The 15,706-nt window shown below is 62.0% G+C and carries 19 protein-coding genes and 1 other RNA gene; 8 read left to right on the top strand and 12 right to left on the bottom strand.

Translation table 11 applies throughout. The annotated features are described in order from the left end of the window. Positions 1 to 64 precede the first annotated feature (64 nt). Genes ACSQ3I_RS17040 through ACSQ3I_RS17030 form a run of 3 tightly spaced genes read left to right on the top strand, consistent with a single transcriptional unit; the run spans position 65 to position 3,032 of the window. On the top strand, positions 65 to 1,285 hold the full coding sequence (locus ACSQ3I_RS17040) for an NAD-dependent epimerase/dehydratase family protein (protein WP_436000854.1): 1,221 nt from the start codon (positions 65 to 67) through the stop codon (positions 1,283 to 1,285). Positions 1,286 to 1,299: 14 nt separating this feature from the next. Further along, entirely contained in the window at positions 1,300 to 2,145 is an 846-nt protein-coding gene (locus ACSQ3I_RS17035; RefSeq protein WP_436000852.1) for a glycosyltransferase, read from the top strand. Then, the gene (locus ACSQ3I_RS17030; RefSeq protein WP_436000850.1) at positions 2,142 to 3,032 is read left to right on the top strand and encodes an NAD-dependent epimerase/dehydratase family protein; all 891 of its coding nucleotides are present in this window, start codon (positions 2,142 to 2,144) and stop codon (positions 3,030 to 3,032) included. Before ACSQ3I_RS17035 ends, ACSQ3I_RS17030 begins: the two co-directional genes overlap by 4 nt. A 59-nt stretch (positions 3,033 to 3,091) precedes the next feature. Here the strand turns inward: ACSQ3I_RS17030 and ACSQ3I_RS17025 are convergent, their stop codons facing one another. The 10 genes from ACSQ3I_RS17025 to ruvC form a co-directional block, all read right to left on the bottom strand. Then, the gene (locus tag ACSQ3I_RS17025) at positions 3,092 to 3,658 is read right to left on the bottom strand and encodes a DinB family protein (protein WP_436000849.1); all 567 of its coding nucleotides are present in this window, start codon (positions 3,656 to 3,658) and stop codon (positions 3,092 to 3,094) included. Positions 3,659 to 3,726: 68 nt separating this feature from the next. Then, the gene (locus ACSQ3I_RS17020; protein ID WP_436000847.1) at positions 3,727 to 3,951 is read right to left on the bottom strand and encodes a DUF2945 domain-containing protein; all 225 of its coding nucleotides are present in this window, start codon (positions 3,949 to 3,951) and stop codon (positions 3,727 to 3,729) included. 66 nt (positions 3,952 to 4,017) lie between these two features. Beyond that, the gene (locus ACSQ3I_RS17015) at positions 4,018 to 4,518 is read right to left on the bottom strand and encodes an NUDIX hydrolase (RefSeq protein WP_436000845.1); all 501 of its coding nucleotides are present in this window, start codon (positions 4,516 to 4,518) and stop codon (positions 4,018 to 4,020) included. A 7-nt stretch (positions 4,519 to 4,525) separates the two neighbouring features. Then, entirely contained in the window at positions 4,526 to 5,569 is a 1,044-nt protein-coding gene (gene ruvB / locus ACSQ3I_RS17010; protein WP_436000844.1) for a Holliday junction branch migration DNA helicase RuvB, read from the bottom strand. Continuing rightward, positions 5,566 to 5,961, bottom strand: a complete 396-nt coding sequence (locus ACSQ3I_RS17005; RefSeq protein ID WP_436000842.1) for a PIN domain-containing protein — start codon at positions 5,959 to 5,961, stop codon at positions 5,566 to 5,568. Before ACSQ3I_RS17005 ends, ruvB begins: the two co-directional genes overlap by 4 nt. Next, positions 5,958 to 6,242 carry an AbrB/MazE/SpoVT family DNA-binding domain-containing protein gene (locus ACSQ3I_RS17000; RefSeq protein WP_436000840.1) on the bottom strand — a complete coding sequence of 95 codons (285 nt, stop codon included), beginning with the start codon at positions 6,240 to 6,242 and terminating at the stop codon, positions 5,958 to 5,960. The genes ACSQ3I_RS17005 and ACSQ3I_RS17000 overlap by 4 nt, the downstream gene beginning before the upstream one ends. 61 nt (positions 6,243 to 6,303) lie before the next feature. Beyond that, the gene (gene ruvA, locus ACSQ3I_RS16995; protein ID WP_436000837.1) at positions 6,304 to 6,921 is read right to left on the bottom strand and encodes a Holliday junction branch migration protein RuvA; all 618 of its coding nucleotides are present in this window, start codon (positions 6,919 to 6,921) and stop codon (positions 6,304 to 6,306) included. Between the two features lie 13 nt (positions 6,922 to 6,934). Next, positions 6,935 to 7,348, bottom strand: coding sequence for a type II toxin-antitoxin system VapC family toxin (locus tag ACSQ3I_RS16990; protein WP_436000835.1), 414 nt, complete (start codon positions 7,346 to 7,348; stop codon positions 6,935 to 6,937). A gap of 4 nt (positions 7,349 to 7,352) precedes the next feature. Next, entirely contained in the window at positions 7,353 to 7,604 is a 252-nt protein-coding gene (locus tag ACSQ3I_RS16985; RefSeq protein ID WP_436001174.1) for an AbrB/MazE/SpoVT family DNA-binding domain-containing protein, read from the bottom strand. A 58-nt stretch (positions 7,605 to 7,662) separates the two neighbouring features. Next, positions 7,663 to 8,172 (bottom strand): crossover junction endodeoxyribonuclease RuvC, encoded by a 510-nt coding sequence (gene ruvC, locus ACSQ3I_RS16980; RefSeq protein WP_436000833.1) that lies wholly within the window; start codon positions 8,170 to 8,172, stop codon positions 7,663 to 7,665. Positions 8,173 to 8,368: 196 nt separating this feature from the next. Between ruvC and ACSQ3I_RS16975 the strand changes: the two genes are divergently transcribed. Beyond that, on the top strand, positions 8,369 to 10,681 hold the full coding sequence (locus ACSQ3I_RS16975; RefSeq protein ID WP_436000832.1) for a methyl-accepting chemotaxis protein: 2,313 nt from the start codon (positions 8,369 to 8,371) through the stop codon (positions 10,679 to 10,681). Between the two features lie 99 nt (positions 10,682 to 10,780). Here the strand turns inward: ACSQ3I_RS16975 and gap are convergent, their stop codons facing one another. Both gap and tkt read right to left on the bottom strand, forming a co-directional pair. Further along, entirely contained in the window at positions 10,781 to 11,791 is a 1,011-nt protein-coding gene (gap, locus tag ACSQ3I_RS16970; RefSeq protein WP_436000830.1) for a type I glyceraldehyde-3-phosphate dehydrogenase, read from the bottom strand. Positions 11,792 to 11,855: 64 nt separating this feature from the next. After that, complete coding sequence (gene tkt / locus ACSQ3I_RS16965; protein WP_436000828.1) at positions 11,856 to 13,838, bottom strand: transketolase; 1,983 nt, start codon at positions 13,836 to 13,838, stop codon at positions 11,856 to 11,858. Positions 13,839 to 14,156: 318 nt separating this feature from the next. Between tkt and ACSQ3I_RS16960 the strand changes: the two genes are divergently transcribed. The 4 genes from ACSQ3I_RS16960 to ACSQ3I_RS16945 all read left to right on the top strand — a co-directional run bounded on the left by ACSQ3I_RS16960 (position 14,157) and on the right by ACSQ3I_RS16945 (position 15,657). Beyond that, positions 14,157 to 14,429, top strand: coding sequence for a DUF4164 domain-containing protein (locus ACSQ3I_RS16960; protein ID WP_436000826.1), 273 nt, complete (start codon positions 14,157 to 14,159; stop codon positions 14,427 to 14,429). 37 nt (positions 14,430 to 14,466) lie between these two features. Next, on the top strand, positions 14,467 to 14,844 hold the full coding sequence (locus tag ACSQ3I_RS16955) for a cell division protein ZapA (protein WP_436000824.1): 378 nt from the start codon (positions 14,467 to 14,469) through the stop codon (positions 14,842 to 14,844). Positions 14,845 to 14,892: 48 nt separating this feature from the next. Beyond that, positions 14,893 to 15,051, top strand: a non-coding RNA gene (ssrS, locus tag ACSQ3I_RS16950) — 6S RNA. 51 nt (positions 15,052 to 15,102) lie between these two features. Further along, positions 15,103 to 15,657 (top strand): NUDIX hydrolase, encoded by a 555-nt coding sequence (locus ACSQ3I_RS16945; RefSeq protein ID WP_436000822.1) that lies wholly within the window; start codon positions 15,103 to 15,105, stop codon positions 15,655 to 15,657. The last annotated feature ends 49 nt before the right edge of the window (positions 15,658 to 15,706 follow it).

The following is a 15,706-nucleotide window of genomic DNA, read 5'->3' as shown; positions in this document are numbered from 1 at the left end:
TGCAGTCTTGTCATATTCGCGGCCTATCTCATCTTCTCAGGGACAAGCCATCAGGAGACGGTCCATGAAGATAGCTGTAATGGGTGGAGACGGGTTCATCGGCTGGCCGACCTCGCTGCATCTCTCCGACGCCGGTCACGAGATCCATATCCTCGACAATCTGTCGCGCCGCTGGATCGACACCGAACTCGGCGTGCAATCGCTGACGCCGATGGATTCGATCCAGGAGCGGACCCGCATCTGGCATGCCGAGACCGGCCGCCGCATCCATTTCCACCTGATCGACCTTGCCCGCGACTACGAACTCCTGAAGACCTGGCTGCGCGAAAATCGCCCTGATGCCGTCATCCATTTTGCCGAACAGCGCGCCGCGCCCTATTCGATGAAAAGCGACCGCCACAAGAACTACACCGTCAACAACAACCTCAACGCCACCCACAACCTCCTCAACGCCATGGTGGAGCTCAACCTCGACGCCCATCTCGTGCATCTCGGCACGATGGGCGTCTACGGTTATTCGAGCGTCGGCGCGGCGATCCCCGAAGGTTACCTGCCTGTTGGCATCGAGACCAACGACGGCGAGACGGTGCGCCAGGACATCCTCTATCCCGCCAATCCCGGCTCGATCTACCACATGACCAAATGCCTGGATCAGTTGCTCTTCCAGTTCTACGCCAAGAACGACGGCATGCGCATCACCGACCTGCACCAGGGCATCGTCTGGGGCACCCATACCGAACAGACGCGCCGGCACCCGCAGCTCGTCAACCGTTTCGATTATGACGGCGACTACGGCACGGTGCTCAACCGTTTCCTCATCCAGGCGGCGATCGGCTATCCGTTGACCGTGCACGGCACCGGCGGCCAGACCCGCGCCTTCATCCATATCCAGGATTCAGTGCGCTGCATCGAGATCGCGCTGAAAAACCCGCCGGCACGCCACTCCCGCGTCGAGATCTTCAACCAAATGACCGAGACACACCGCGTGCGTGACCTGGCGACGATGATATCGGGGATGACCGGCTCCGAGATCGTCTGGCTGCCGAACCCACGCAAGGAGGCACCGGAGAACGAGCTGATCGTCAAGAACGACAAGTTCCTCGGCCTCGGCCTCAACCCGACGACGCTGAAGGCGGGGCTTCTCGACGAGATCGTCGATGTCGCCAAAAAATTCGCCTACCGTGTCGACCGCAGCCGCGTGCCGGCTGTTTCCGCCTGGACGAAGGACATAGCCGCCACCCTCAACCATGATCCGGAAGGCAAGCGGCTGAAGTCCGTTTCGTGATGAAGGAAAGCTACGTGTTGCCGGGTCTCCGCCCCGCCTCTCCACCGGAGCATCGCCACGCTTATGTGACGCTGGTGACCAATGCCGACTATGCCATGGGCGCCGTCGCCCTGGCGCGATCGCTTCTGCACAGCCAGGCACACGCAGATATCGTCGTCCTTCATCTTGCCGGGGTTGAGGCGAGCGACCTTGCCCGGCTGGCGGCGCTGGGCTGCCGCATGATCGAGGTCGAACGTCTGCCTTTGTCCGATGCCTTCAACGAACGCCACGAGCGTGACAGGCTGCATGCCGCCGCCCCCTTCACCAAAGGCCGCAAGCCGATTTTCCATTCGCCGCTCGACAATTTCTGCAAACTCCGGCTCTGGCAGCTGATCGAATACGAAACCTGCACCTTCATCGATGCCGATGCCATCGTTTTGAAAAACGTCGACAGGCTTTTCGCCTATCCGGAATTTTCCGCGGCTCCGAACGTTTACGAAAGCCTCGCCGATTTTCACCGCCTGAACTCCGGCGTCTTCGTGGCCAAACCGTCGCTGGCGACGTTCCAGTCGATGCTGGTGGCCCTCGACCGCCCGGGCGCCTTCTGGCGACGGACGGACCAGAGTTTCCTCGAAAGCTATTTTCCCGACTGGCATGGCCTGCCGGTGTTCATGAACATGCTGCAATATGTGTGGTTCGCCTTGCCCGGCCTGTGGGATTGGGACAGCATCCACATTCTCCATTATCAATATGAAAAACCCTGGGAGCCGGACCATCCGAAGGCAGACAGGCTGCGGCCGCTGATCGAATTGTGGCAGGCATTCCATGACGGTTCGGCGGAGGGCATGGCCAGGCGCGCACCAGCGGACAGCAGCGCATGAGGGTGCTTGTTTCGGGCGGAACCGGGCTTGTCGGCCGCTACATCGTCGAAGAGCTGTTGCGTGCCGGTTATGTCGTCACCATCGGCGGGCGCAGACCGCCGTCTCCCGATCTGTTCTCCCGGCACGTGGACTACATTCCCTTATTCCTTGATGCCGGGCTGGATCAGGCCGAGGCCTTCGATCAGGCCTATCTGTTCGTCCATGCCGCCTTCGACCATGTTCCCGGCAAATATCGCGGCGGCGAAGGCGATGACCCCGCGGCTTTCCTGCGCCGTAACCTAGAAGGCTCCATTCGGCTTTTCGAGACGGCCAAACGGGCGGGCACGCGCCGCTGCATCTTTCTCTCCAGCCGTGCCGTCTATGGCACATCTCCATCCGGCATCATGCTGTCAGAGGAGATGGAGGCCGCGCCGGAAAGCCTCTACGGCAGCGCCAAGTTGCAGGCGGAGCGGGCGCTTGCCACCCTTTCCTCCCCCGGATTTACCACGGCAAGCCTGCGGCTGACCGGCGTCTACGGCGACCTGCAGCCCGGAAAATGGGATGCGCTCATCGCCGACTATCGTGCCGGCCGGCCGGTGGCGGCGCGCGCCGGTACGGAGGTTCACGGTCGCGATGCCGCTTTTGCCGTGCGGCTGATGCTGGAGACCGAAGCCGGCAGGATCGACGGCCAGTCCTTCAATGTCTCCGACATGGTGACGGATACCCGCGACATCCTGTCCGTGGTCAAGGATGAGCTTGATTGTCCCCATCCTCTTCCCGAACCTGCCGACCGCACGACGATCAACGAGATGACAACGGCCAAAATCCGCGCCCTCGGCTGGCACGGTGGCGGACGTGCGCTGCTGACGGAAACACTGCGGACACTGGCACGGAGAATGTCAGCCTGAACGCAGCGTCTGCCAGAACGTGGAAAAAACCGGCTGCGGTCCGAACGAAGCGACCCAACCTATCGCATCAACTCTGCCTCGCTCCAGCCGACGGCCGCCATGTCCTCGCCACGGAACCGGGCATCGTCGCCGACGATAAACTCATCCAGCTGCGGCGGCGCGACACTGGTGCCGGACAACATCGCATGCGCTTGGCCGCGGTGGTGCGTCTGGTGCTGGAAAAGATGGCTCAACACATCGTCGGCCCTGTCCCTCTGCACGCGCGGGCCGCGATGGATCTGCACGATGGCGGTTAGCCTGTCCGCATTCATGCTGTCCACCAGCCGCACAAGGCGGCCATCAACCTTGTCTTGTTCTCTGACGAGATCGGCCAACGTATCGCATGGCTCCTCGACGTCGAAAGCAGCGAAACCGAGCGTGCCGCCCTCCAGCGCATCGACATAAAACCAGTCGACCGTCAGGATATGGTTGAGTGTCTTCCTGAGCGACGGAAAGAAACCGGTACGCGGCGCCACGAACTCTTCCGGCGAAAGCAGCTGCAGCACCCGATGCAGGCGCGCATTGGCCAGCGCGTTGTTGCGCGCCAACTTGCGAAACACGCGAACGGGATCGTAACCGTCATTCATCTCGGATGCTCCTTTGCTCGGCGCACTTAAACCCCCGGGCGCCCTGCCGGCGTCGCAGCAGCGTGCACCTACCGGGATGCAGCGCCGCGCAATTCCGAATGACTCTTCAACACCAGGTCCCCATCTTCCTGCTCGACAAGATAGGCCGGCTCTTCGGCATCCGCCTTCCGCTTGACCACCGTTCCCTTGATCGTCCGCTCGACGTCTTCCGTAAACTTCTGCTTGATCTTGCCGCGCCCGGTTCCCTGTCCCCAGGTCCAGGCGACCACCGCACCCTTGCGAAACGTTTCCATCGTCACCTCTCGTCGTCACGCGGATAATGCACGGTGCCGACGGGGGGTTCCCTGTTCGCGAACAGGTTACGGATTGCCCTCGCGCACGATGCGATGGCATAAGGTCTGCGGCAGGCTGCCTATCTCCTCAGCAAGGAAAACCGGCAGGATACCGAGCCGTTCCAGCGAGGGCCGCGTCGCCTCGACCCACTTGAACTCCAGTTCACTGCCGCCGTCCCGGACGCGATGCACGATGACATCCGGCTGGAAGGGAAAGGCAGGCGGAATATCCATCAGGTAATAAAGACCGAGTTCATGCCACTCGCTGCCCTCGAAATCGAAGAAATTCTCGGCAACCCACAGGAGCCGCTCGACGGTTACCTCGACGGCGAGTTCCTCGGCCATCTCGCGCCGGAGCGTCTCCTCGGACGTCTCGCCGATCTCCGCACGCCCGCCGGGAAAGGTCCAGAACGTTTCGTGCGTCGCCCGATGCACCAGGACGTGACCGTTGCGAAAGCCGAGACCGGCAACGCGGAAATTGAACCGGCGCGGTCCGGCGGCAAGCCTGATCATCGTTCTATCGGCCATGGCCCGCTCAGTCATCGTCCTGGCTGAACAGCCGGAACTGCGCCGCTTCGAGATCCTTCGGTGGCTGCATGCCGAGATGTTTCCAGGCCGTTGCCGTCAGAACCCGGCCGCGCGGCGTGCGCTGGATGAAGCCCTGCTGGATCATGTAGGGCTCGATGATATCTTCGATCGCATCGCGTGGCTCGGAAAGGCCGGCGGCAATCGTCTCGATGCCCACCGGGCCGCCGCCGAAATTCACGGCGATCATGTTGAGGTAGCGCTTGTCGAGCTGGTCGAGCCCCATATTGTCGACCAGCAGCCGCGTCAGCGCCTCGTCGGCGATCTCGCGCGTCACGGCTTCGGCCCGCGCCACCTCGGCAAAATCGCGCACCCGGCGCAACAGCCGACCGGCGATGCGCGGCGTTCCCCGCGCCCGGCGAGCGATTTCGCGCGCGCCGTCGTCCGTCATGCCGAGGCCCATCAGCCGCGCGCCACGGCGAACGATCAATTCCAACTCCTCGACGGTATAAAAATTCAGCCGCACCGGGATACCGAAACGGTCGCGCAACGGCGTCGTCAGCAGGCCGAGACGGGTCGTCGCCGCCACCAGCGTGAACTTCGACAGGTCGATCTTGACCGAGCGCGCCGCAGGCCCTTCGCCGATGATCAGGTCGAGCTGGAAATCCTCCATCGCCGGATAGAGGATTTCTTCGACCGCCGGGTTGAGGCGGTGAATTTCGTCGATGAACAGGACGTCGCGTTCCTCGAGATTGGTGAGCAACGCTGCGAGGTCACCCGCCTTGGCAATCACCGGCCCCGAGGTCGAGCGAAAATTGACACCGAGTTCCTTGGCCATGATCTGCGCCAGCGTCGTCTTGCCGAGACCCGGCGGACCGACGAACAGCACGTGATCCAACGCCTCGCCGCGGTTCTTCGCCGCCTCGATGAAGATCTTCAGGTTGGCACGTGCCTCCGCCTGGCCGGTGAATTCGTCGAGCGTTTGCGGACGCAGCGTCGTATCGAGGTCTTCACCGCGCTTTTCCGGCGAGATCAATCGGGCGGGGTCATTCATGTCAAAAGTTCCATTCCGGGTATTGCCTTGGCAGCAGACCTGTCGAAGGTTTTCGTCGCACGGCAGCCCATTTTCATGCCTGACCAACAGATAAGGTAGTCCGCCAAATCCGCATTTGGTTCCGTTTCGCTGAGAAGCGCGTCCAGCTCTTCCGTATGCTCGACAATCAGCCCATCGGCGGCGAGAAGATCCCGCAGGATCGCTGTAATCTGCAGCATCGGGAATTTCAGGCGGCTATGGAGTATCCAGACCGTTTCCACAAGTGCAACCGCGCTGACATAGGCGGGATCTTCCGCAGTCCTCTCCGACAAGAGGCGCCGCGCCGCAGCATTTTGAACAACATCGTCGTCGACAAGAAATCGGACGAGCACGTTCGTGTCGATACCGATCACGGCGACGGCTCCGCCGGGTCGCGCGACGTCGTCGCACGGCCTGCCGCCGCAATTTCCTTGACCGCCTCTGCCATCTCTTCGACGGTCAGGGATTCCCCACTCGGCGCTTTACCGAGTGCACCAGCCAGCTCGGCAAGATTCTTGTTCTTCGGAACGGCCACGACCTGCCCGTTGCGGATAGTCACATAAAAACGCATCCCAGGAGTCAGCTGTAGCGCGTCCCGAACGTCCTTCGGAATTGTAAGCTGGCCTTTCGAGGTCAATGTCGTCAGAGCGCCCATTTCTTACCGTCCATCGGTTTTCTTACCCTGATAAATTAGTAAGAAACATTTGCTTTGACAATCACTGCGCCAGTTCCCTCAGACCCAGCCGGATCAGCTTGGCACTGTCCGCTCCCTCGCCGGCGTTCTTGAGCGCCGCGGCAACCGCATTCGCCGCCTGGTCGCGGGAATAGCCGAGGTTGGTCAGCGCCGAAACGGCATCGGCGACCGGGGCCGGCGCCACACCCTCTCCAAGCTCCTGCTTGAGGCCGATATTGGCGCCCATGTCACCGGCGAAGGCGGGCGCCTTGTTCTTCAACTCCGTGACGATGCGCATCGCCACCTTCGGTCCGACACCCGGCGCCCGCGATACCGCGACCTTGTCCTGAAGCGCGATGGCATTGGCAAGCTCGGACGGCGTCAAGGTCGACAAAACGGCAAGCGCCACCTTCGCACCGACGCCCTGGACGCTCTGCAGCAGGTTGAACCATTCCCGCTCCAGAGCCGACATGAAGCCGAAAAGCTTGAACTGGTCTTCGCGCACATAGGTTTCGATGAACAGCACCACCGCCTCGCCCACCGAACCGATCCGCGACAGCGTCCGCGACGAGCAATGGGCGACGTAACAGACACCGTGCACATCGACGAGAACGTGGTCGTCGCCGATCTCGTCTATCACGCCCTTGAGTTTGCCGATCATGATGAGAATGCCTTCAGGGATGGGTTTCGGGGGAAATGAGGTCAACCGTCGGGAAGTAGGAACGGTAACCCTTTGGATCCCGGGTGAGGATGGTATAACCGCGGATCGCCGCATGGGCGCCGATCAGGAAGTCCGGAAGGATGCGATCGCGTGCACCGCCTGCCTGCCGATATTTCCGAAAAGCAAGGCCGGCAGCGAAAGACGCCACCCAGGGAATGGCTTCGCGGCGAAACTCGTGGATGGGCAGCAACATATCCACTTCGTCGATGTTGTCGTAACGATACGAGAATTCCGCATAAATAACGGGATTGATCAGGATCGGGCCGCCTCGGGCAGCGGCGAGAAGCCGCGAACGCGACCATTGCAGCCACGCCGGATCGCGAACGGCAACATCCACCAACACATTTGTATCAACCAGCACAGCCATGGCGTTATCGATCGCGGGTGATCGACATCAAACCATCCGCGTCGACGGACTGATCTCCCGATCCCTCCAGCCGATCGAGCGCGTGTGCAAGGCGATCCAGCCGGGTACGGTCTTCGATGTCCCGCATGCTATTCTTCGGCGTAACGACGAGCCGCCCCCCGTCGATGGAAAACACGACTTCGCTGTTCGGTTCGATGCCGACAAGCTCGCGCAAGTCGCGCGGAATGGTGACCTGGCCTTTGGACGTTACCCGCATCATCGTTCTCCAATTCAGTAAGAATTATCCTTACTTTGAGAACAAGTCAAGAACAAACCTATCCTGCCGCCGCCATCCGAAGCTTTGCGCCGCCGCGGTTATGGGCATGGCAGATGGCGATGGCCAATGCATCGGCGGCGTCATTACCCTTGAACGTGGCTTTCGGCATCAGGATCTTCAACATCATGTGGATCTGCTGCTTCTCGCCGTGACCGACGCCGATCACCGCCTTTTTCACCGCGTTCGGCGCGTATTCGGCAACCGGCAGGCCGGCGCGTGCCGGCACCAGCATCACCACGCCGCGGGCCTGGCCGAGCTTCAGCGTCGCCACGGCATCCTTGTTGACGAAGGTCTGTTCCACGGCAGCTTCGTCCGGCTTGTAGCTGTGCACCACTTCGGCCAGCCCGTCATGCAGCTGGCAAAGCCGGGAGGCGAGGTCCATGTCGCCGTCAGACGTCACCGTGCCCGAGGCGACGAACTTCAAGGAATTGCCCAAGGACTCGATGATTCCCCAACCGGTGCGGCGCAATCCGGGGTCGATACCGATGATTCGCGTGATGTTCTGCATGACCTACCCTAACCGTCTTGCGCTTTATGTGCCAGACAAAGGTGAACAAAGCAAAAACATTGCCGCTTCGACATTCTCTTGTTTACCCTGAATTAAGCATGCGGCCCGAACATGGCGGAGATTGAAACCCGTGTCGGCCGGCCCGACCCCCGCCCGCGGCAGCCCTGCCGGTGGAGCCCATGTGCGGATCGAATACATGCAGCAACGACTCCACTCCTTGTCCTTCAAGGTAACCGCCATCTTCCTTCTTCTGACGATCGTTTCGGTCGGCGTGCTGAATGTGCTGGCCTATGTCAGCAGCAGCGGCATCTTCCAGCGCCAGGCGCTGAAATCGATGGAAAGCATCCTGGTGTTCCGCGGCGACATGCTGAAGAACCAGCTGGCGCAGCTGGAAAGCCAGGCCGTTTCCATCGCCAAGATCGAAGCGTTGCAGATGTCGATCACCTCGCTGCGCAGCGGCTGGAAAACGATCGAGAAGAATTCCGGCAATGCCGGCGCCGAACTGACCGGCGTCTTCGTCACCGGCAACCCAAATCCTGCCGACCAGCGCGAAAAGCTGATCAAGCCGGAAGGGCCGAGCGGCTTCTATTATTCCAGCCATGAAAAGACACAGACCGAAGTGGCCGGTTTCCTCAAGAATTCCGCCTTCAGCGACCTGCTGATCGCCGATCTCGACGGCAATGTGATCTATTCCTACAAGAAGACCGATGCCTTTGCCCAGAACATCGCCGGCGGCGCATGGGCAGAGCGCGGCATCGGCATCGCCTTCAAGACCGGCAAGGACAACATCGCGCAGGCAACGGAAGACGCTGCACCCTCGAGCTTTTCCGGCCTCAGGGTCGATGGTGGAACCCCGGCGATCTTCTTCGCCGTCCCGGTCATCAAGATGGGCGCACCGAAAGGCATCGTGCTCTTCCAGGTTCGCGACGATATCATCGCCGGCATTCTCGCCAAGGGCCTGACGTCGGAAAGTTCCGAACAGGCGCAAGTCATCAGCGCAGACGGGCGGGTGGTCGGACTGGATGCGGCCGGAAAGCTGGTCGAGATCGATGCAGGACCCTTCACCTTCGCGCCGGATGCCTTTGCCAGCGACGTCATGACCGTCGCAGATTTCGTCCGCGCCGATGGCGAAGCCCGCAGCTATGCGCGCAAGATCGACTACAACGGCGAAAAACTGCTCGTCGTCGAAAGCATCCTGCGCAGCGAATTGAACGAAGGTTCACTGGAGATCGCCGGCGTGCTTGTCGTCAGTGGGCTTGCCGTGCTGGTTGCCCTGTCGCTGATCACCGGCCTTCTTTCCGGCAAGCTGTTCGCACCGCTTTCGAAGCTTGCCGGGCTGACCCGTTCCGTGGCGGAGGGCAAGGTCGATATCGCTGTCGGCAACCAGGAGCGCAAGGACGAGATCGGCACGCTGGCCCGGGCGCTGGAACATTTCCGCCACTCGCTGATCGAGCAACGCGACATGGAAACGGCCAACGTCGAATCCCGCAAGCAGTCCGAAATGGAACGGCTGCAGCGTGCGGCCGATCGCGATGCCGAGGCGCAGCTCTTGCAGGTCGTCGTCGAAGCCCTGGACGAAGGCTTACACAATCTTGCCGACGGCAACCTCGCCTTCCAGATCAACCGCCAGTTCCCGCCGGAACTGGAAGGCCTGCGCGTCAACTTCAATCAGGCGATGGCAACGCTCTGCGAAACCTTGTCGTCGATCGGCGGCAATTCACTCGCCGTCCGCCAGGGATCGGAACAGATGCGTGGCGGCGCCGACCGGCTTGCGGAACGCACCGACCGCCAGGCGTCGTCGATCACCGAAACGGTCGCTGCCATCGGCGCGATCACCCAGGCCGTGCGGGTGCAGATTTCCCGCGGCGAACAGGCCGAAAAGATCGCCGCCGAAGCCAAACGCAACACCGAAGAGTCCGGCCAGGTGATGCAGGAAACCATCTCGGCGATGGAGGCAATCCAAAACTCGTCGCGGCAGATCAACCAGATCATCGACGTCATCGACGAAATCGCCTTCCAGACCAACCTCTTGGCGCTGAACGCCGGCGTCGAGGCCGCCCGTGCCGGCGAATCCGGCAAGGGTTTTGCCGTCGTCGCCCAGGAAGTTCGCGAACTGGCACAACGCTCCTCGAGCGCCGCCAAAGAAATCTCCGATCTGCTGCAGAAATCGACTGTCGAAGTGGAAAGCGGTGTCTCGCTGGTGGAGCGGGCCGGACAGGCGCTGACCGGCATTGGCGAGCGTGTCGAGGCGATCAACGGCCGCATCCACGAGATCATGTCGTCCACCCGCGAGCAGGCGGCAACCCTGCAGGCGATCGGCGGCGCCGTCTCCGAACTCGACACCGTGACGCAGCAGAACGCCTCCATGGTGCAGGACACCACCTCCGCCATTCGTCGTCTGGCGGCGGAAGCAGGCGAGATGGACCAGCGCCTCGGCCGGTTCGTTCTCGCGGATGGCGGCAGGCAGGCGCAACCGGCAGCGCAGGAGCGATATCGCCGCGCCAGCTGACACCCCTCTTATAAGCAAAAAAAGAAAGGCGGCACCGGAAACGATGCCGCCTTTGTTGTCTGCGGGCGCCGGTTGTGCGGCGCCCGGATCGTTTTTCGCTTAGACGAGCTTGGCGAATGCAACAGCCGTGTCGGCCATGCGGTTGGAGAAGCCCCACTCGTTGTCGTACCAGGACAGGATGCGGACGAACTTGCCTTCGAGGACCTTGGTCTGGTCGTTGGCGAAGATCGACGAATGGCTGTCGTGGTTGAAGTCGCGGGAAACCAGCGGCTCGTCGGTGTAGCCGAGGATGCCCTTGAGCGGACCGTCGGCGGCAGCCTTGATGGCGGCGTTGACTTCGGCAACCGTCGTGTCGCGCTTGGCGACGAACTTGAAGTCGACGACGGAGACGTTCGGGGTCGGCACGCGGATCGAGGTACCGTCGAGCTTGCCCTTCAGTTCCGGCAGCACGAGGCCGACGGCCTTGGCGGCACCGGTTGAGGTCGGGATCATCGACAGCGCGGCAGCGCGGGCGCGATACAGGTCCTTGTGCATGGTGTCGAGCGTCGGCTGGTCGCCGGTGTAGGAGTGGATCGTGGTCATGAAACCATGATCGATGCCGATGGCGTCGTTCAGCACCTTGACCACCGGAACCAGGCAGTTGGTGGTGCACGAGGCGTTGGAGATGACCAGGTGGTCCTTGCTCAGCTGGTCGTGGTTGACGCCGAAGACGACCGTCAGGTCGGCGCCATCGGCCGGAGCCGAAACGATGACGCGCTTGGCGCCAGCCGTCAGGTGGGCCGCAGCCTTGTCGCGGGCGGTGAAGATGCCCGTGCACTCAAGAGCGATATCGACGCCGAGTTCGCCGTGCGGCAGGGTCGCCGGGTCCTTGATCGCCGTCACCTTGATCGGCTTGCCGCCGCCGACGGTGATCGTGTCGCCGTCGACCTTCACGTCGGCCGGGAACTTGCCGTGGATGGAATCGTAACGCAGCAGGTGGGCATTGGTCTCGACCGGGCCGAGGTCGTTGATGGCAACGACCTCGATATCGGTGCGGCCGGATTCGACGATGGCGCGCAGAACGTTGCGGCCGATGCGGCCGAAGCCGTTGATGGCAACTTTCACAGTCATTCTAGTCTCCCTAAAAAGCGTGTGTGCTGGGATGGAGGGGCGCCTGGGATACGCCCCCTTCTCTTTATGCGAGCTTGGCTTCGGCAGCGGCGACGATCGCTTCCGCCGTGATGTTGAAATGCTTGTACAGATCCTTGGCCGGACCGGAAGCACCGAAGGAATGCATGCCGATAAAGGCACCGTCCGAACCGATGATGTGATCCCAGCTCTGGCGAATGGCCGCCTCGACGGCGATCTTCACCGGCGCCTTGCCGATGATCTTCGCCTGGTAATCTTCCGGCTGGTCGTAGAACAGCTCGAAGCACGGAACGGAAACGACGCGGGTGGCGACACCCTTCTGCGCCAGCGTTTCCGCCGCCTTCAACGCCAGCTCGACTTCCGAACCGGATGCGAAGATCGAAACCTTGGCATTGTCGGCCGAGACGAGTTCGTAGGCGCCGGTGGCGGAGAGGTTCTTCGCCTCGTAGGTCTTGCGCGCCGGCGTCAGGTTCTGGCGGGTCAGCGCCAAAGCGGACGGACGATGCTTTTCTTCGAGCGCCAGCTGCCAGCATTCCGCCGTTTCGACGGCATCGGCCGGACGGAACAGCAGGAGGTTCGGGATGGCGCGCAGCGCCGACATATGCTCGACCGGCTGGTGCGTCGGACCGTCTTCGCCGACGCCGATGGAATCATGCGTCAGCACATGGATGACGCGGATGCCCATCAGGGCTGCGAGGCGGATCGACGGACGGCAATAGTCCGAGAAGATCATGAAGCCGCCGCCGTAAGGGATCAGACCGCCGTGCAGCGCGATGCCGTTCATGGCGGCAGCCATGCCGTGCTCGCGGATGCCCCAGTGCATATAGCGGCCGGAGAAATCGGTCGGGGTGATCGACTTCATCTGGCTGGTCTTGGTGTTGTTCGACGGCGTCAGGTCGGCGGAGCCGCCGAGCGTTTCCGGCAGGATGCCGTTGATGACTTCCAGCGCGTCTTCCGAAGCCTTGCGGGTTGCCACCGTCGGCGGCGCGTCGGCCAGCTTCTTCTTGTAGGCGTCGATGGCAGCGTCGAAGTTGCCCGGCAGGTCACCGGCGAAACGGCGGGTGAATTCTGCCTTCTTGCCGGCTTCGGTTGCAGCCAGACGGCCTTCCCAGGCCTTGTGCGCATCCTTGGAGCGCTCGCCGGCAGCACGCCAGTCGGACAGAACGTCATCGGGGATGACGAAGGCTTCGGCTTCCCAGTTCAGCGCCTTGCGGGTGGCGGCAATTTCTTCGGCGCCGAGCGGCGAACCGTGCACCTTGTGCGTGCCGGCCTTGTTCGGCGCGCCAAAACCGATGGTGGTCTTGCACGCGATAAAGGTCGGGCGGTCGGATTTCTGCGCCTGCTCGATAGCAGCGGCAATCGCTTCCGGATCGTGGCCGTCGATCGAGATCGTGTTCCAGTGGACCGCCTTGAAGCGGGCGATCTGGTCGGTCGAGTCGGACAGGCTGACGGCGCCGTCGATGGTGATGTTGTTGTCGTCCCAGAACAGGATCAGCTTGTTGAGCTTGAGGTGGCCGGCAAGCGCGATCGCCTCGTGGCTGATGCCTTCCATCAGGCAGCCGTCACCGCACAGAACATAGGTAAAGTGGCTCTGCAGGTCGGAGCCGAACTCCTCCTCCAGCTTGCGTTCGGCAATCGCCATGCCGACGGCATTGGCAATGCCCTGGCCGAGCGGGCCGGTGGTGGTCTCGATGCCGGAGGCATGGCCGTATTCCGGGTGGCCGGCGGTCTTGGAGCCGAGCTGGCGGAACTGCTTGAGATCCTCGATGCCCATGTCCTCGTAGCCGGTGAGGTAAAGCAGAGAATAGATCAGCATCGAACCGTGGCCGGCGGACAGCACGAAACGGTCGCGGTCGGGCCAGAGCGGGCTCTTCGGATCGAACTTGAGGTAGCGGCTGAAAAGAACCGTCGCCACGTCGGCTGCACCCATCGGCAAGCCGGGATGACCGGAATTGGCCTTTTCAACTGCATCCATGGAAAGGAAACGGATTGCATTCGCCATCCGGTTATGTTTGTCGCGAGAGATCATGGCTTTTCCGCTGGTTCCGGGTGTCGGGAGATGTCCGCAAAACGAACATCCAGAAGCGTCGTGATCCATAGCAGGAAGAGGAGCCAAGTCAACAAATCCGGCGCCGCTTGAAGCGCCAGTTGCCGGATTTTTTAACATTTGACCACGGCAATGAACAAAAGGTCGCAAGCGACGGAACATTCGCAATTCGGCCTCATCCACAATTTACCGCCCGGCGCAACGATTGACGGGCGCTTGCCGGCAAGAATAGTGTTCGGCCTACGAAAACAGGGCCGATCGAGCGATTCGGACAGGTTTCCAGGAGCCAAGAAGACGGATATGGCAGCAGGCAAGACAGTAGAGATGGCAGTGATGGGCCTGAAGGCGGCGCTCGGCAATCTTGAAAATGCCATCGACGTGCGGTTTGAACGCGAGCGTGACCAGAGCGAAGTCGACGGCGAGGTTCGGCGTGTCCACGCCGACCGTTCGCGGCTGGCGCAGGAACTCGACCAGTCGGAATTCCGCGCCAACCGGCTGGAAGAAGTCAACCGCGAAGTGTCGCGCCGCCTGGTCACGGCGATGGAAACCATCCGGGCGGTTCTCGACCGGTAACGGCCGGCAGATCGCGGCACGAAAGGCAGATGTAAGCATGGCGCAAGTCACCGTGATGATCGACGGCAAGGCCTACCGGATGGCCTGCGAGGAAGGCCAGGAAGGCCACCTGACCGATCTCGCCGACCGTTTCGACCGTTATGTCGGGCACCTCAAGAGCCAGTTCGGCGAAATCGGCGATCTTCGCCTGACGGTGATGGCCGGCATCATGGTCATGGACGAACTGTCCGACGTCTCGCGGCGGCTGGCCAGACTGGAAGCCGAGATGAAAAACCTCTCTATCTCGCGCGAGGACGACCGGGCCTCGTCTGTGCGCACCGAAGAGCTGCTGGCGGCGACGATCGAGGAGGTCACGGCCCGCATCCAGGGCCTGACCGCAAAGCTCACCGGCCGCCCCGGCACTGAGCTGAATTAACATCGAAGGCCCTCTGGCGGACCGGCGATTTTCTTCCTATATTGCCGCTGCGGTCTGCGCCTCTCGACAGGAACCACAATCCCTGGGGCCATACTCGATCCATAGGGAGCTGTCCCTGACCGGGCTCGTGGGCCTGGTCACACGGCGCCCACCTACGTTTGTAGGCACCCAGGATCGTAAACCTCCATCGGTTGCCGTGGATCGCACTTTTCTTCTTCCGCCGCTTCGTGCAGGCAGCCGCCAACAGAGCCCGACCCTATGATCCTGCCCTGGAAGGCTGACAATCGCCGGACCATCCACAAGGACCGGTGGGTGGATCTCACCGCCGAACGGGTGGTGACCGGCAACGGCGCGATCCTCGATCCCTATTACACGCTTGCCTATCCCGACTGGGCCGTCGCCGTGGCGCTGACGCCCGACGACAGGTTGGTGATGATCCGCCAGTATCGCCATGGAACGGCGATGATCGACCTGGAACTGCCGGGCGGCTGTGTCGATGCGGAGGATGTTTCGGCAGCGGAAGCCGCGCGCCGGGAGCTATTGGAGGAAACCGGCTACGGCGCCAGTGAAGCGGAATATCTGGGGCGCTTCGCCGCCAACCCGGCACTGCAGACCAACCATGTGCATGTCACGCTGCTCCGCAATGCCGAAAAGCTGGCCGAGCCCCATCTGGAACCCGGCGAAGAAATTGCTGTGGAACTCATGCCGCTGGAAACTGTGCTGCAACAGGTGATGGCCGGCAGCGTCACCAATTCGATGCACATCGCCGCGCTGTTCTTCGCCCTCAACGCACTCGGCCGCATCAGGCTCTGAGCGACCAGACCGGTTTCTGCAAACGACAAAACCCGCCCGCGCGGTCAGC

It is taken from the genome of Rhizobium sp. LjRoot30 (assembly GCF_964253915.1).
GTDB lineage: Bacteria > Pseudomonadota > Alphaproteobacteria > Rhizobiales > Rhizobiaceae > Metarhizobium.
Note: the sequence above shows the minus strand (reverse complement) of the source record. Positions and strands in the feature narration are given on the sequence as shown.

Coding starts and splice junctions, on each gene's coding strand:
- ruvB (WP_436000844.1), bottom strand. CDS start 5,569: ATGAATGACCCCGCCCGATTGATCTCGCCGGAAAAGCGCGGTGAAGAC.
- ruvA (WP_436000837.1), bottom strand. CDS start 6,921: ATGATCGGCAAACTCAAGGGCGTGATAGACGAGATCGGCGACGACCAC.
- ruvC (WP_436000833.1), bottom strand. CDS start 8,172: ATGCAGAACATCACGCGAATCATCGGTATCGACCCCGGATTGCGCCGC.
- ACSQ3I_RS16960 (WP_436000826.1), top strand. CDS start 14,157: ATGGCAGCAGGCAAGACAGTAGAGATGGCAGTGATGGGCCTGAAGGCG.
- gap (WP_436000830.1), bottom strand. CDS start 11,791: ATGACTGTGAAAGTTGCCATCAACGGCTTCGGCCGCATCGGCCGCAAC.
- ACSQ3I_RS16990 (WP_436000835.1), bottom strand. CDS start 7,348: ATGGCTGTGCTGGTTGATACAAATGTGTTGGTGGATGTTGCCGTTCGC.
- ACSQ3I_RS16975 (WP_436000832.1), top strand. CDS start 8,369: ATGCAGCAACGACTCCACTCCTTGTCCTTCAAGGTAACCGCCATCTTC.
- ACSQ3I_RS16955 (WP_436000824.1), top strand. CDS start 14,467: ATGGCGCAAGTCACCGTGATGATCGACGGCAAGGCCTACCGGATGGCC.
- ACSQ3I_RS16985 (WP_436001174.1), bottom strand. CDS start 7,604: ATGCGGGTAACGTCCAAAGGCCAGGTCACCATTCCGCGCGACTTGCGC.
- tkt (WP_436000828.1), bottom strand. CDS start 13,838: ATGATCTCTCGCGACAAACATAACCGGATGGCGAATGCAATCCGTTTC.
- ACSQ3I_RS17015 (WP_436000845.1), bottom strand. CDS start 4,518: ATGGCCGATAGAACGATGATCAGGCTTGCCGCCGGACCGCGCCGGTTC.
- ACSQ3I_RS16945 (WP_436000822.1), top strand. CDS start 15,103: ATGATCCTGCCCTGGAAGGCTGACAATCGCCGGACCATCCACAAGGAC.
- ACSQ3I_RS17000 (WP_436000840.1), bottom strand. CDS start 6,242: ATGGGCGCTCTGACGACATTGACCTCGAAAGGCCAGCTTACAATTCCG.
- ACSQ3I_RS17020 (WP_436000847.1), bottom strand. CDS start 3,951: ATGGAAACGTTTCGCAAGGGTGCGGTGGTCGCCTGGACCTGGGGACAG.
- ACSQ3I_RS17040 (WP_436000854.1), top strand. CDS start 65: ATGAAGATAGCTGTAATGGGTGGAGACGGGTTCATCGGCTGGCCGACC.
- ACSQ3I_RS17025 (WP_436000849.1), bottom strand. CDS start 3,658: ATGAATGACGGTTACGATCCCGTTCGCGTGTTTCGCAAGTTGGCGCGC.
- ACSQ3I_RS17030 (WP_436000850.1), top strand. CDS start 2,142: ATGAGGGTGCTTGTTTCGGGCGGAACCGGGCTTGTCGGCCGCTACATC.